Source organism: Pseudoalteromonas shioyasakiensis (assembly GCA_013391845.1).
GTDB lineage: Bacteria > Pseudomonadota > Gammaproteobacteria > Enterobacterales > Alteromonadaceae > Pseudoalteromonas > Pseudoalteromonas apostichopi.
In genome coordinates this window covers 1,714,339-1,730,375 of the sequence record CP058414.1, presented here as the reverse complement: position 1 = coordinate 1,730,375, position 16,037 = coordinate 1,714,339, and the positions used below count along the sequence as shown (strand labels likewise).

Sequence of the window (16,037 nt, the reverse complement as noted above, 5' to 3'; positions counted from 1 at the left end):
GTAGTCTATTGTAAACAATTTTGGACAAATAACTTAATTAGTCGGGTACTTGGTCCATTCTCCACCATCTAATTGGATGTAAGGCTGCCCTTTTATATACATCATTACCGTATCTTCATTCTCGGCGACCTTGGCTGAAGTTGGTAAATTATCAAGCACTCGGTTAATGGGTACCGTACCTGTGAACAAGTCAAGCTTCATCGTATTGTTGATTAACTCTGACAGTGAAAAATAACTCATTGTTTCATCAACGACATTCAGCCCATCATGCTTTATATCAGGACCGATGAATTTAACCGCAGTTGGCACTGAAACTATTGAAGGGCTCGGAATTTCGCGCAAACCAGAGAATTGTAGTTTATCACCCTGTAAGGCAGCCCCATGTTCCGGCACAACCACCAGCATTACATTTCGACCTTGCGCTTTTAACTCAGTTATAAACTTATCGATGTCATTAAATAAGCGCTGTTGTCTAAGCGGATAGCTTTCAAAGCTATTCATACGTTCACGACCAGCAAGTTGATTGCCATCGTGTAAGCTAATGGTGTTGTAATAAAGAGCCCTAGGCTGCTCACTCGAACCTTGCTTTTTCAACCAATTAGTGAGTATATCCGCATCAGAATAAATCGGTTTACCATCGAAGCCATATTGCGCAGCACTAAATTTGCTAAAATCCAGTTTTGGCACAGAGACACCACCGTATTGCCTGATCAAACCTATAAAGTCATCAAAATGTCCATCGTGGTTAAGAGCCACACTGGTTTTATAGCCAAGCTCAGCAAGGTTAGTGAATAGCTGACATTGCTCATCAACAGGTTTAAATAGTTGCTCTTGACTTGTTTGCCCGCAACTTGCTCGTAATAAACGAATTGCCGCAGGGCCACTGTACGACGTTGCTGAGTTAAATTGGCTAAACAGAATATCAAAATCAGCAAATAAGTTACGTGGCTCAACACCTATCGCTTTTAAATCAGCCGTCGCTAAAGAGCAAATATTTAGCACAACAACATCAAATGGCTGGCCATTAAATACGTCAGGAAACTGGCTTTGTAGTAAATTCTGTTGCTGGTAAAAGTCTTGTAACTGTTGATCCGGTGTCTTTTGTTTTGCTGTATCAGAAACTAAAACGGGTACTTGTTTTTTTGTAGTTTGGCTATTAGTTGCCACTTGAGGCATAACCTCATTACCGGTAGCGACTCCCCCTAACCAATACGCATAAACAAAGCCGATGATTGATATACTGGTATAGCGCAACCATTTTACAGTTAACCAATAAAAAACCACCAAAGTGAAAAGTGCCAACACCATATCAAGACTGATGACACGCGCTGTAATTTCAAAAAAATAGTCAATACTGAAATCTTGTACATTACCGGCTTGCTTAGTGAGCCGAGAAATTGGAGGTAACCACGAATCGTAATATAACAAGGCCGCACCTACCACCACACTCACAGCGTGTTTAAAACGAGACAACCATATATGTTGAAAAGAGATAGCTAGAAAAGCAAAAAATGCTAAGTTTGCAATTAAATCAAAAGAAATGTCACCTCGGCTATACAGAACAAACTTAACTAAAAAGTATAAATTCCAAACACCTAATCCTGAAAGCCTCACTTGTTATCCTTCTTGTGTCGTTTTGGCGTATAAGGGGTTAATAATACATGCCTAAATGTTAGTTTTCGGTAGAGCACTACTGCTTTATTAAACAATGCCTTACCTATATTACTCAATAAAATACCGATAAGCATTGCAACAATAAAAGTGATAAAAAACTGATTTAAGCTCATGATAGATCACCTTTTAAGGTCACTTTTACTGGCTCGGATATTGGTCGAATCACTTTTTTGAATTCCGGTGTCTCTGTATTTAAAGTCGCTATATCTGAACCTTTTGCATCAAAAATATAACTCACATTTTCTTGTAATTGTTGAGTAAAATCAGTTATTTCAACATTTGCAAAATTACGTTGTATACGGCGACATTCTTGCTGAATATAAAAATGATCGGCAATGACATTTTTAGACATAAAAAAGTCACTCACCTGTAATTTAAATAAATGCTTAATCGCACTTTCTACATCATGCTCTCGACAAGCATGCAGATATAGATAAATCGAGCCATCTGCAAAACTAAAAATATCTCCTTCACGTTTCACATGAAATAAATGCAATGGGTGTATAGCATCAATGCGAGGTAAAAGCTCTAGCATAACAAGCACCCCACTTACACCAAGATTTGCCGCAGAATCGCTATGCTTGGTAACCTGCTGTGCAAACTTGGTGATTGGTAGATAGCCTTTTGCTAAGGTATTTTCACTGTATTTCAGAACATCATCAATTGATTTAGGGAGTGGTCTTGAAAATTGAAATCCTTGAATTGACTGAATTTGTGATAGCAAACGCGAAGGCTCAGAATAACTATATAAAATAAGGTTAACCCCTAAAGTTAAAAATAAGCACTCGTCCTGATGACGAATTATGCCATCAACATTTTGAATTACTAATTTCAGTCGGCGACCACATTTCTTTCGAAGAGAGAAACAATCTTTGGCTAACGCTTTTAAATCAGTGTATCGGGTAACTGCAAAAACTAACGTCGCTGATTTTTTGGTAAGCCCTTTAGAAAAAAGAGCATCATTATCATCAATTATTTTATAAAACACGGGTAGCTTTGTACCCTCAGGTACAGCACTCTGAGTTAGCCATACCTCGTCTTCATCAAAGTCTTGCTCCGTTGCTTGCGACTTATCATCAGCCTCTTGCTCTACCTCAACTAATGCAAGTTGACCATCATGAAGCTGTAAATTAACCGAACGCCCAGCGATAACTCCTTCTTTATGACACCAATAATCATACTCAAGAGTGCGAATTGATGCCTCTTGAGTTATATAAATAAGGCCATCAAAGAAACGGTTTAAGGCTAATAACTGACGTCTCAATTCACTGACATAAGCACCTGACATTAAAAACACTAAAGTGACATTTTTTGATTGTGACAAAGCAACATAGAGCTTGAGTTTTTCACCAAGCTGCTGTTCGTTCAAAGAGACTAAATGTTCTGAATCGACATGCACGATAACCGTACTGTTTTTCAGTTGCTCATACTGTTTTATTTCGTTAATAACACCACGGGAAAAATGCAAACTTTTTGATACATTCTCATTATGATGTAAATGGAATGGGTGCAGCACCTTTTGTTCGAACAAAGTAAATAATAACTCGCTTCCCTCTCCTTCGAAAAATAATTCGACTTGTTCAGAAAGCAAAAAAACAGAGTCTTTATGATTGGTTAAAAGATGCCTTGTTAACTCTAATAGCTGATTATCTAGCGGGGCAAGTAAAGCATAGTTTGCGCCTCGCTTTAGCTCAGAGAAAGCTCCGTTTAGTCCTGTAATATTTAAATGAGGCACCAACAAACCCTTAAAAAAGATACTTTAGTACTAGTTTTAAACGCTATTCTATATATAATGCAGATTATGTCCATGGATCGTGAACATTTTTAAGCTAATTTTTCTCATAACGGTTTTTTAGATGAATGACTTTGCAGTAAAAAATTCACACACCTTAACTCAATACGATATTGAAAAGCTGTTACGACAATTTGGCGGCAAGGAAACGGATTATGTTGAAATTGTTGATGTTGAAAAAAATCGCAAAACGATTGAAAAGTACCCTTTGCTTAACGATATTGCACTAGCGACCAAAGAAGCCCTGCGCACAGAAAAAATTAACAAAAACGCAATAAAGAATCATAAATGAAACGAGTTTTCTTGAAAGGTATTAAGGGTGGAACAGGTACAACATCTATTGTGGCCAACCTTGCTTGTGCTTTGAGAAAATCAAATGTGCCTGTGTATGCCATCGATTTAGACCCAAAGAGCGACTTAGGCCTACATCTTGGTCTTGCGTGGGAGCATCAGCTAGGCTGGAGTGATTACCCAAACTTTGCCTCTGCATGTGAGCAGTTTCACCAAGATAACGATGGCGTAAAGTTTTTACCCTATGGCAGCCGTTCGAACTTAGGGTTAGACTTTTCATGTATTATAGAGAGTTGTCAGCAGCTTAATGACAGCGATGACAGCTGGTTTTTATTTGACTGCCCAGCCCATGTTGATGTGCACCGCTATTCGCTAAATGAAGACGATATATTCCTTGAGATTATTAATTGTGATGCAATTTGTCACAGTTTTGCTTTCAAACGTTTAAACACTCTAAAGCAGGCTGAATCATCATGGCAGCATTATTTTTTAACCAATAAATATAATTCAGCCTCTGAGCTTGAATCAGATTTATTGCAGCTTTGGCAAACTGAATTACCATTAATTGCACCTTTATATATCAATAGAGATGAAGTTATCAAAGAAGCCACTGCGTTTCGTAATGTGGCAATTAATTGTGCGCCATATAGCGTTGCCAATGACGATTTTGAAACGCTAGCTGGTTGGCTTGTAAGCCGTGCGAGTCAGAATGAGTAATAATACAAGTTCAAACGGGGTTTCGCATCGCCTGCTCAAGGGCCTTTTAAGTTTGTTTTTAACGAAACAACTTGTGCGCTTTGTATTTATTAAATTTTATAGTTATTACAATCAGCATAAAATGAGCTTGTTGGGTGCGTTTTTACTTCCTTTCTTTGTACTTTTTTTGTCATTATTTATTAAATTAGATAACAATAAAAAACGTGAACTAAAGCTTAAACTTAAACGCTTATACCCTCATGTTTCACAACCTGTTTTGACACCGACTAACTGCATTCGGATCGTATTGCAAAGTGTGTACCTTGCGCTTTTCAACACCACCACAACCTCACAACAACAAATAGCCGCGGAGCAGCGTAAATCTTGGCGTAAAATCACGCGATCAGCCCGCTTATTAAGACTTGCAGATAATAAGTTAGTTCGCTCTTTTAAAGGGCTTTGGTTAATTGCAAGAGATCAAACAAATACTAACTCATATAAAACACTAACCCGCTCTTCACTTTGGAAAAACAGCACATTAAAAGTCGCGTTTTTCACTTTCATTGTTTTTGCCGTAGCTATATTTGTGACTGTACCATTTAGTATTGAAGCACAAGCGGTGTTTATTAGTTTAATTTTAATTGTTGCTTACTCACTTAGACGCGTTGAAGGGAAAATAGCCACTATTGTGATGATCACCCTTTCTGTGACAACCTCTACACGTTATCTATGGTGGCGCTACACTGACACTCTTAACTGGGGTGACCCTTTAGCCCTTACCCTAGGGATTGGTTTGCTGCTTGCTGAAAGTTACGCTTGGTTAGTACTAATATTAGGCTTTTTCCAAACCATCAATCCATTAAACCGTAAACCAATCGCGTTAGGAAAAGACACAGCAAACTGGCCAACAGTTGATATTTATATTCCTACTTATAATGAGCCGCTTGATGTTGTTAAACCGACTACAATCGCCGCGCAAAGTATTGATTGGCCTGCAGATAAGCTTAACATTTATATTTTAGATGATGGTAAGCGCCCTGAATTTGCCGAATTCGCAAAGCAAATTGGTGTTGGTTATTTAACTCGCCCTGATAACAACCATGCCAAAGCCGGTAACATGAACCATGCGATGAAAGTAACTAATGGCGACTACATTGCTATTTTTGACTGTGACCATATCCCTGCTCGCTCATTTTTACAAATGACTATGGGACAATTCATCAATGACAGTAAAGTGTGTTTAGTACAAACACCTCACCACTTTTTTTCTGCCGATCCATTTGAGCGCAACCTCAAAAACCATCGGAAAATCCCAAATGAAAATATGTTGTTCTATGGCTTAATTCAAGATGGCAACGATATGTGGGATGCGACCTTCTTTTGTGGTTCGTGTGCTGTTTTAAGGCGCAGTGCCCTTGAAGAAATTGGTGGTTTTGCCGTAGAAACCGTCACAGAAGATGCCCACACTGCTTTGAGAATGCAGCGCGCTGGTTACAAAACAACGTATATTAATATTCCGCAAGCTGCCGGCCTTGCCACTGACAGTTTATCTGCCCACGTTGGTCAGCGTATTCGCTGGGCACGCGGCATGGCACAAATATTCCGATTAGATAACCCACTGCTTGGTAAAGGCTTAAATATTGCCCAGCGGTTATGCTACTTAAACGCCATGCTGCACTTTTTATCGGGTATCCCGCGTATTGTGTTCTTAACAGCGCCACTGGCATTAATTTATTTTAATGCGCAAATTATCTATGCACCGTTTGTTGCCATCTTTCTTTATATTGTACCGACCTTATTGCAAGTAAAAATAACCAATTCCCGAATTCAAGGTAAGTACCGCTATTCATTTTGGGGCGAAGTTTATGAGTCAGTACTTGCTTGGTATATCTTAAAACCCACCACAGTTGCGCTTATCAACCCGAATAAGGGCAAATTTAACGTGACTGAAAAAGGTGGTTTAAACAAACAAGATCACTACGACTGGACGATTTCAAAGCCCTATATCATCTTGTTACTTGTTAACGTGTTGGGTATGGCCTATGGCGTGTTCAGATTGTTCTTTGGTGACAGCTCACAAATAGGTGTACTGGTCATTAGCATGTTATGGGCAAGCTATAACGTGATAATTCTAGGTGCAGCTGTGGCCGTTGCCGCTGAAGCAAAACAAGTGCGCAGCTCACATCGTATAAAAGCAAACTTCCCTGCAGCCATTCGTCTGGCTAATGGCCGTACCATTAAAGTTAAAATTACTGATTACTCAAACAATGGTGTTGGTCTGGAAACTGAACATACCCATCTTTGCCGTGTAAACGATAAGGTAGAGCTGTTAATGAGTCGTGGCTTAAAGCAGTTTTCATTTCCAACTTATATCTGTAACACCCGCGATAAGCAGCTGGGTCTTACCCTAAGAGATTTAGATTTAGAAAAACAAAAAGCCTTTATTCAATGCACTTTCTCACGTGCCGATGCTTGGCTTGATTGGCAAGAGAACTTTAAACACGATAAGCCTTCATACAGTTTTTCTCACGTTTTTTATACCAGCCTAAAAGGCTTTAAGAACTTGATTTTCCATGCTCCAAATGAATTAAGACCAGTGATTTCCTTTGTATCCAGGGTCTTGTACTTTGTGGCGTCATTATTACCTAAAAAACCAACAAAAGTACTAAAAATATCATGATAAAAACTATTTTGACCTTGTTATTAGCTGTTGCCACACTCAGCACATCTAGCTGGGCGATAAGTGCTGAGCCTCTCCCTAATAAAGCTATTTTTGATGATGGTTACCCTGAACAAGCGCCAATTGAAACCATGACATTAAGCTTTGAAAAGCTTGGTTTAAGCAAGTTTAAACTTGATGGTATTAGCAACAGTACGCGTGTTGATTTTACGAATCGCTTAGATAAGCTAGGTAAAAAGCTAACCCTAGACTTTTCATACACATCGTCACCATCACTTCTTGCCCGAGTGTCACATTTAAAGATTTTCTTAAATGAAAACTTAGTAACAGTGTTACCTTTTGATAAGAAAGACTCTCCAATTGGCAAAGTGTCTGAGCAGAGTGTTGTACTTAATCCTAAGTTGATTAAAGACTTCAACCAAATACGTTTTGAGCTAGTAGGTTATTACGACATGGTTTGTCAAGATGGCTACAGTGACACAATTTGGGCAGAGCTAAGTAAAAGTAGCCGTATTTCAATTGACCGCCAGTCACTAGCTCTAGAAAGCTTACTTGAGTATTTCCCTGCGCCATTTTTTGATTCACGTGATTACAGCAGACTAACCTTACCATTTGTTTTTGCATCACAACCGGATGAAAATACGCTAGAAGCAGCTGCAGCGCTATCAAGCTTTTTTGGCGCACAAGCAAAATGGCGCAAAGCGCAATTCCCTGTACAAATCAATGCAACACCAACAGAGCATAGTGTCGTCTTTGCAACAAACGACAACAAACCTGATTTTTTATTGAATTACCCAGATGTTGAAAAGCCTACCGTAGAAATTATCAGCAGCCCGACTCAGCGCTACGCCAAAATACTTCTGGTTTTAGGTAAAGACACAGCACAATTAAAAGAAGCCGTTGTTGGTTTAGTCTTTGGCTATAAAGTGATGACAGGTCGCAGTGCGACTATTGATGCAATTAGCAACTTACCACTTAGAGAAGCTTATGATGCGCCACTGTGGGTGCGTTCTGATCGCGCAGTGAGTTTTGATGAGTTTATTGAATACCCAACCCAACTTCAGTCAGAGGGTTATCGCGGTCTGCCAGTTCGTTTAGATTTACGCTTTGCACCCGATTTATTCACTTGGCGTGAAAACGGTATTCCTATTACTTTGAATTACCGCAACACACCAGTTGAGAAAAACATGTTGTCGCGTTTAAATATGCTGATAAACGATAAATTTGTGGATGGCTTTATTCTTGATAATGAAGGTGGTAAGACTATTACAACCAATACCTTATTGCCTCTACTTTCAGATTACAACCCAACAAAAACTCGCCAAGACTTTGAATTAACAGGCCTTGATTTAACAACTAAGAATCAACTAACTTATGATTTTAATTTTGCAGTAGTAAAAACAGGTGAGTGTAGTGCCATTCCTGCCGGTGGTGAGTTTGGTGCAATTGATGGCAGCTCAACGATTGATGTAAGTGACTTCCATCACTACATTGCCATGCCAAACTTACGCGCTTTTGCAAATGGTGGTTTTCCATTCACCAAATATGCCGATTTACACCAAAGTACTTTAGTAATGGAAGCTAACAGCTCAGTTAATGCGATTAGCTTATTACTTAACTTCACAGGTCATTTAGGCGCTATTACTGGCTATCCTGCGCACCGTTTAGACATTCAATTTCCAAGCAACCAATTTGCGCTAAAAGATAAAGACATTATTATCATTGGTAAGCCTGATTCTTTCTTAACATCGCTTGCCAAAGACAGCGCGTTAAGTGTGCTGTTCAACAACAACCAACGCATTGTCGATCAAGCTATCTACAATGGTGCATATGACACCAAAGGCGCTGAAAAAATTAAAGTAAACATAAGTAGCATTGGTCGTTTAGCCGTGATGTCAGGATTCCAGTCACCGTTCGATTCAGACCGCTCAGTTGTTTCTTTGATTGCCAGTAATGAAAGTGCTTATGCACTACTAACTGATGCCCTATTAAATGAAGAAAAAACGGTTCAAATTACAGGTAGTTCAGCAATTATTAATAGCCAAGGCATCAAAACGATTAAAACCGATGAGCAGTATTTTGTCGGTCACGTGCCTATTCATACGCTCATTTGGTTTCACTTTTCAGACCGTCCAGTACTGTTAGCGATTTTATCGCTACTAACACTATTACTTATTTCATTTATGTTGTGGCGAGTGCTCGCACTACTAACCAAAAAACGTTTATCTGAAGGAGATAAAGCATAATGAAAACTATCGCTTCTTTATTATTCGTTTTTATTTATTCTACCAATGCATTGGCTCAGTTAAGTTGTAGTACATGGCCGCAGTGGAATAACTTTAAAACTCACTTCATTACACCCGAAGGACGAGTGATTGATTTAGGCAGTGAATACAGCATCACCACTTCAGAGGGGCAATCTTATGCGCTATTCTTTGCTTTACTTGCAAATGATAAAGCCAGCTTTGATAAATTACTTGAATGGACCGAAGTGCACCTTTCTGAAGGTGATTTAAGCACCCGTTTACCAGCATGGCAATGGGGAATAAAGCAAAACCAAGGACAAATCCTTGATTCAAATCCAGCGTCTGATTCAGATTTATGGATTGCTTATAGCCTTTCACAAGCTGCAATATTATGGAATGAAAGACGCTATGCAGTGCTCAGCTCAGTACTTGCTGAGCGCATCATTCGCGAAGAAACAGCGCAGATACCAAGCCTTGGCCTGACTCTATTACCTGGGCCAACAGGCTTTAAAAAAGACAGTCACTGGAAGTTAAACCCAAGCTATGCACCGCTATTTATATTTGCGCAATTTGCGCACCTATACCCGCATTCACCTTGGCAAACATTACACGATAACTCTGCGCAGTTATTAATAGATACAGCACCTAAAGGTGTTAGCCCTGACTGGGTTAATTACAGTGTTGAAAAAGGCTTTTATCATGATAAAAAAGCTCCAGCAACCGGCAGTTATAATGCGATTCGTGTCTACCTTTGGGCTAGCATGATGGCTAATAATGCTGCATATAAAAAAAACCTCACTGAACAGTTTAAACCTTTTGTTGATAGCATCGTCTCTTCAGGCAAAGTGCCACTTGAAACCAATGCGCTAACGGGAAAAACATCAGGCAATGCCCCAAGTGGCTTTATTGCGGCATTACTACCACTGCTTGCAGAAGATAATGCTTCACAAACTGTCACTGCGCTACAGCAGCAAATCATGATGGATAAACGCTTTACCACCAGCCGCTATTACGACAGCGTATTGTATTTATTTGCTAATAGCGCCCTGAATAAGCGTTTTAGTATTGATAAAAAAGGAACATTAACAACTAACTGGAGCAATGAATGCCGATAAAGTGGCTACTTGCAGCAGTTTTAGCGAGCTCCAGTGCATCCGCAGCAAATAACAAGGACCTTAATAGTCAATCAATTGATTGGTTAATTAGCCAAATACAACTTGGTGAAATTGAGCGCGATAATCAATTAATGAGCGACAGCTTAGAAAAACTGCAAAGCATTGCACCTAAAAATACTCAAGTGCAATGCGCCGAGGTGCGCGTTTTATATAGTCTAAAAGAAAATGACAAAGCCAATGCTCGGTTAGCAGAGCTTAGTAATCTGTCGCATCCGTGCGTAACAAGCTTAACCCTACTTGCACGCGTCAATAATCAAGACAAAGAAGCGGTTCAACAAGCCAGACTTCGTGCCAGGGCCGGACAATACAGTGACGCGGTAAAAATCTACAATCGGCTATTTAAATCCGCCTACCCTAATATTGAATATGAGCTGGAGCACATAAACTGGCTTGCTCAAGATCCAAATCAATATCAGCAAGCATTACGTGGTTATCGTTCTTTACTAAAACGCTACCCAAATAGCGGCCGTTTTGAGCTTGCCTATGCACGTCACTTATTAAAGCAAAACCCAACAAATAAAGAAGCCATTGCATTACTGAGCCATTATGCACACAGTAACCAATACGGTGTTGAAGCTGAATTTGCTTGGCTTGCGGCACTTGAAAATATGCCGCTTAATAAACAAACTGAACGCGAATATCAGCGTTACTTTGCTGCTTACCCAAAAAGCAGTAAAGGTCAGTTGCAATTTAGTGACTTTAAAAAAGCACATTTAGCTGAGCAAAAGAAACAAGCCGATCCAGCTTACCAAACATGGCTTAAAGGCAGCACAGAGCTTGAAAAACGCCATTTTAATACAGCTGAAAAACTATTTAAAAAAGCTCTACAAGGCCGACCTCAAGACCCTGAAATATACAATAGTCTTGGGTTATTAAATCTTAGACAAGGTAGAAATGCCAAAGCGTACCAGTACTTTAAAAAAGCCCAACAATATAGTATCGATACAAATCGTATTACTGTATTTATAGGTTTGGCCAATACCGCACGTTTTTGGCAATACATAGATGAAGCTAAATCGGCCATCAATAGCAATGAATTGAAACGTGCAGATCTCAAACTTGATTTAGCTGATACCTTAAATGAAGACCCGAATACCGTGCTGTTTTACCGCGCAGAACTTGCCAAGCAAGCTGGGCAATACCAAAACGCGATGAATTTCTATAAGCAAGTGCTAAAAGACGATCCCTTGCAACAGGCTACCTTGAGCGCCATGCTCGAATTAACTGCCTCAGATGGTAATTATGCTCGTAGTCATCGTTTTTATAACCGCTTAAATCAACAACAACGGGCATTGATTACTGAAGATTACACGCTATTACAAACACAACAATTGCGAGCCCGCGCTGATGACCTTACTGCCAAAGGTAAGCTAGATGAAGCAGTTGATGTGTTACTTTTGGCAATCAAACAAAGCCCTCGTCAAAGTTGGCTCTATTATGACCTTGCAAATTTATACCAACAACAAGGTTTGGTTGATCATGCCAAAGCTCTTTATAAAAAAACCTTGTGGCAATTTCCGTTAGATGCAGAGCTACGCTATAGCCATGCTTTATTTTTACGTTCGTTGAATGATTTTCAAGGAGCATTGGCAACCTTAGATTACATTCCAAATAACGCGCGTACTGAACAAATCAATGTACTCACAGAGCAATTGAGCATTAATACCAAGCTTGAAAGACTCTCTGCCAATAATACAGCCACTAATAAGGCCACGGTGATTTATAAGCTCACCGAGTTAGAAGCACAACCATTAACGCCTTTAATGCAAGCAGAGCTTGCCAGCCAATGGCAACAAATTAATGAGCAACAATATGCGATTAGGCAGCTGAAAAAAGCCCTAATTCGTGATCCAAGCTTGAGCCCTTATTGGCATATGACCTATGCAGCTTGGCTTATTGAAAGCGACGATAAAAATGCCTCTGATATCTGGTTTGCTGACTATCAACTGCCGAGTAACGCAACCGATGCTGAGCAGTCACAATGGCTAGCACTGCAAATAAACTATATTAATCGCTTTAGCGATAGTAACCAAAGAGTTACCAAGCTGTCTGCCCTTGCATCACAATACCCTGATAACTCAGAACTGTCAGAAGCGTTAATCAATGCTCATATCGAGCAAGGCAATAGTAACGAAGCCATTACTCGCTTTGAGCAGCACATCGCAAAAGATCAAACAGTGTCAACGGATACCGCTTTGGCTATTGCAACACTTGCTCGTCAGCAGCAAAGAGATGATCTAGCTGATCGCATCATTGCTGGGCAAATTAATCAAGTTTCGAGTGAGCAAAGCTATCGTCAGCAGCAATTAATGGCTGCACTTGAACCATTTGAAGATACTCAGAGCGCAATAAATCTAGCTGAGCAATTGCTGGCTAAATCCAACAATAACCAAGAGCTCTATTATCAAGCTGCTGCGGTTGCACAAGCTAAGCACCAGAATAAGCTTGCTCAAAGCTGGTACCGTGCGGCAGTTGACCCATACGCTGCTACGAGCAACTTAAGTGATGAGCAGAACTATGAGCTTTATGCCCTTGATGAAAATGAAGCGTGGTATGTCAATAATGCTAAGCGCCAATTGCAAGGCATCGAGCGAGATGAGCAAGCGTATATTACCGCCGCAATCAACTTAAGTAGCCAAACCAGTACGCAAAATGAGTCAACCCTCGGCGCTGGTGCAAGCCCTATTGAAGCAGGTTTCCCTTTGTGGGGTGGCACAGGGATTGTGAAATTAGACCCGATGACAATATCAAGCCAAGAAACCCGCTTTGATGAAACCTTTGCTGGTAGTCGCTATGGTCAAGGGGCCCTCTGTATTTTTGATTGCCCACTTTTAAGTATAAAACCAAAGCAACAAGGTATGGATATTGGCCTTGCTTGGCAAAACGAGCAATGGCGCATTGATGTTGGTACTACTCCACTTGGCTTTCTAGTCGAAGATATCGTGTGGGGCGTTAATTACAAAGGTGATTTAGGCGACTTTGGTTATGGCGTCACGTTTAATAAACGCCCAGTAACTAGCTCTGTATTATCTTACGCCGGACTTGAAGATGTCTTTACCAACCAAGTATGGGGTGGCGTTAGAGCAACGCAATTACAACTTAGCCTATCCCATGACCTAGGCCTAGACTGGGGTTTTTGGGGCAGCACCAACTATCAAATCTTGCAAGGTAAAAATGTAAAAGACAACCAAAGCTACAGCCTAATGGGTGGTAGTTACTATCGCTATATTCGCGAAAGAAACGCCGAATTAAGCCTAGGTCTTAACTTATTACACTGGTCATATAAGTATAATTTAAGTGAAGAAACCTGGGGACATGGTGGCTATTACAGTCCGCAAAACTACTTGGGTGCTTCTTTACCTGTTATTTTTGATAAACGGGTTGGTCATAATTTTATTTATAGGCTTCGTGCTGGGGTATCTTGGTCTACCACTACCACTGACGACATCGCATTTTTCCCGAACGACCCTATTTTGCAAGGCCAAGCAGAAGCTCAAACAGCCGTAACAGGTGTTGTGCCATACTTTGAGGGCGATACCAGCAGCGGCTTATCGTATAACTTAGGGGCAAGTTTTGAGTATCGATTCACTCCTCATTGGTTCTTTGGTGGTTACTTCAACCTAGATAGAGCCGATTTTTACGAACCGAATTACGCTCAGCTGTACTTCCGTTATTACTTTAATCCGGTGTATAGCGAGCTGGCATTCCCTGGGAAACCTGTTGTGCCTTATGCAAGCTACTAACCATCGCATCCCGAGGGGCAAGTGTCGCAAGATCTTCCCCTCACCATAAGGTCTATGTATACTGTAGCGCACTTGTAGCTAGGATAAGGGTGTGTCTCTTACCTTCAAGTATAAAACTTGAGCAACAAACCATTATCTTAGCTGCATCAAAAAACATGGCCGCCCGTTCACTAAATAAATACATAGAACGACCAAAGCAAAAACAATAAGGCCTCAAATAAAAACTTAGAGTTAGGAAGTAAATATGAGTTCATTACCAAAAGCAGGTGACTTTTTAGGGCATCCTAAAGGGTTGTTCCTGTTGTTCGGCACAGAAATGTGGGAACGTTTCGGTTATTACGGCATGCGCGCCATCTTAGTTTTATACTTAGTAGCGCTTGTTCAAGAAGGTGGTTTTGGTTGGTCAAATGCAGATGCATTAAGCCTTTATGGTACCTTCACAATGGCTGTATACATTACACCACTGTTTGGTGGTTGGTTAGCCGATAACGTATTGGGGCAACGTAAAGCAATTATCCTTGGTGGTTTATTAATGGCTGCTGGCCACTTCACTATGGGTATTCCGCACAGCTACTTAGCTGGCCAAGAAGAAAACGTATTCTATATTGGTTTAACCCTTCTTTGTATTGGTAACGGTTTATTCAAGCCAAACATCTCAACCATGGTTGGCGATTTATATAAAGAAGGTGACCAACGTCGTGATGGCGCATTTACTATCTTTTACATGGGTATCAACTTAGGTGGTGCATTAGGTCCTCTAGTTGCGGGTTATGCTGCTGCAGCAATGGGCTGGCAATGGGGTTTCATCGTAGCTGGTGTAGGTATGGTTTTATCTGTACTTTTACAGCTTGCATTAAGCAACAAATACTTAGGCAACATCGGTGTTGTACCTTCAGCTAAGCTTTCTCAAGCGCAGTCTGAATCAAATACTAAAGAGCCATTAACTAAAGTTGAAACTGACCGTATTAAAGTTATCTTCACTATGAGTGTATTCAGCATCATCTTCTGGATGGGCTTTGAACAAGCGGGTGGTTTAATGAACCTTTTCGCTAACGATTACACTGACCGTATGTTACTTGGTTTTGAAGTGCCTGCTTCTTGGTTCCAGTCATTAAACTCAATTTTCATCATTGTATTTGCACCTTTAGTTGCCATTATTTGGTTAAAGCTTGATAAACGTGAACCAAATTCACCAGTTAAGTTTGCTATTGCACTTATTTTCTTAGCACTTGGTTTCATTACTATGATCCTGGCGCTTATGACACAAGGTCAAGGTGAGCACCTACAAATCAGCATGATGTGGTTAGTATTATTCTACTTATTCCACACGCTAGGTGAGTTGTGTTTATCTCCAATTGGCTTATCTATGGTGAGTAAACTTGCACCACTACGTTTAGCTTCAATGCTTATGGGTATCTGGTTCCTATGTACAGCCGTTGCAAACAAAATTGCTGGTTTCGTAGGTTCATTCCTAGGTGAAGGTGAAGAAGCGTTAGACAACGCGATGGGTATCTTCATTGGTTTAGGCGCAACTGCGGTTCTTTCTGCTGTTATCATGTACTTACTAAGCGACAAACTTGTAGCTTGGATGCACGGTGCTGAAGGCCAACACGAGCCACAAACTACTGAGCACATCCTAGCTGAAGAGCTAGAAGTGACAGCTGAGAAGCAATAATATTTATTCCCCGTAGCGCCCGCTGCGGGGAATTTCTCTCTCCCCTATTCCCTCTGTGCCCTTAA

Annotated in this window: 9 protein-coding genes; 7 read left to right on the top strand and 2 right to left on the bottom strand. The window is 40.4% G+C overall.

What is annotated here, in order from left to right:
* Window positions 1-33 precede the first annotated feature (33 nt).
* Entirely contained in the window at window positions 34-1,614 is a 1,581-nt protein-coding gene (bcsG, locus tag HYD28_07905) for a cellulose biosynthesis protein BcsG (GenBank protein ID QLE08906.1), read from the bottom strand.
* Between the two features lie 169 nt (window positions 1,615-1,783).
* Window positions 1,784-3,409, bottom strand: a complete 1,626-nt coding sequence (gene bcsE, locus HYD28_07900) for a cellulose biosynthesis protein BcsE (GenBank protein ID QLE08905.1) — start codon at window positions 3,407-3,409, stop codon at window positions 1,784-1,786.
* Window positions 3,410-3,530: 121 nt separating this feature from the next.
* Between bcsE and HYD28_07895 the strand changes: the two genes are divergently transcribed.
* The 7 genes from HYD28_07895 (at window position 3,531) to HYD28_07865 (ending at window position 15,972) form a co-directional block, all read left to right on the top strand.
* Window positions 3,531-3,758, top strand: a complete 228-nt coding sequence (locus HYD28_07895) for a hypothetical protein (GenBank protein QLE08904.1) — start codon at window positions 3,531-3,533, stop codon at window positions 3,756-3,758.
* Window positions 3,755-4,474 carry a cellulose synthase operon protein YhjQ gene (yhjQ, locus tag HYD28_07890; protein ID QLE08903.1) on the top strand — a complete coding sequence of 240 codons (720 nt, stop codon included), beginning with the start codon at window positions 3,755-3,757 and terminating at the stop codon, window positions 4,472-4,474. The genes HYD28_07895 and yhjQ overlap by 4 nt, the downstream gene beginning before the upstream one ends.
* Entirely contained in the window at window positions 4,467-7,133 is a 2,667-nt protein-coding gene (gene bcsA, locus HYD28_07885) for a UDP-forming cellulose synthase catalytic subunit (protein QLE08902.1), read from the top strand. The genes yhjQ and bcsA overlap by 8 nt, the downstream gene beginning before the upstream one ends.
* Window positions 7,130-9,379: a cellulose biosynthesis cyclic di-GMP-binding regulatory protein BcsB gene (locus HYD28_07880; GenBank protein QLE08901.1), complete on the top strand. Its 2,250-nt coding sequence runs from the start codon at window positions 7,130-7,132 to the stop codon at window positions 9,377-9,379. The genes bcsA and HYD28_07880 overlap by 4 nt, the downstream gene beginning before the upstream one ends.
* Window positions 9,379-10,494 carry a cellulase gene (gene bcsZ / locus HYD28_07875; protein QLE08900.1) on the top strand — a complete coding sequence of 372 codons (1,116 nt, stop codon included), beginning with the start codon at window positions 9,379-9,381 and terminating at the stop codon, window positions 10,492-10,494. Before HYD28_07880 ends, bcsZ begins: the two co-directional genes overlap by 1 nt.
* On the top strand, window positions 10,485-14,297 hold the full coding sequence (locus tag HYD28_07870; protein QLE08899.1) for a BCSC C-terminal domain-containing protein: 3,813 nt from the start codon (window positions 10,485-10,487) through the stop codon (window positions 14,295-14,297). Before bcsZ ends, HYD28_07870 begins: the two co-directional genes overlap by 10 nt.
* Before the next feature lie 244 nt (window positions 14,298-14,541).
* Entirely contained in the window at window positions 14,542-15,972 is a 1,431-nt protein-coding gene (locus tag HYD28_07865) for a peptide MFS transporter (protein QLE08898.1), read from the top strand.
* Window positions 15,973-16,037 lie beyond the last annotated feature (65 nt).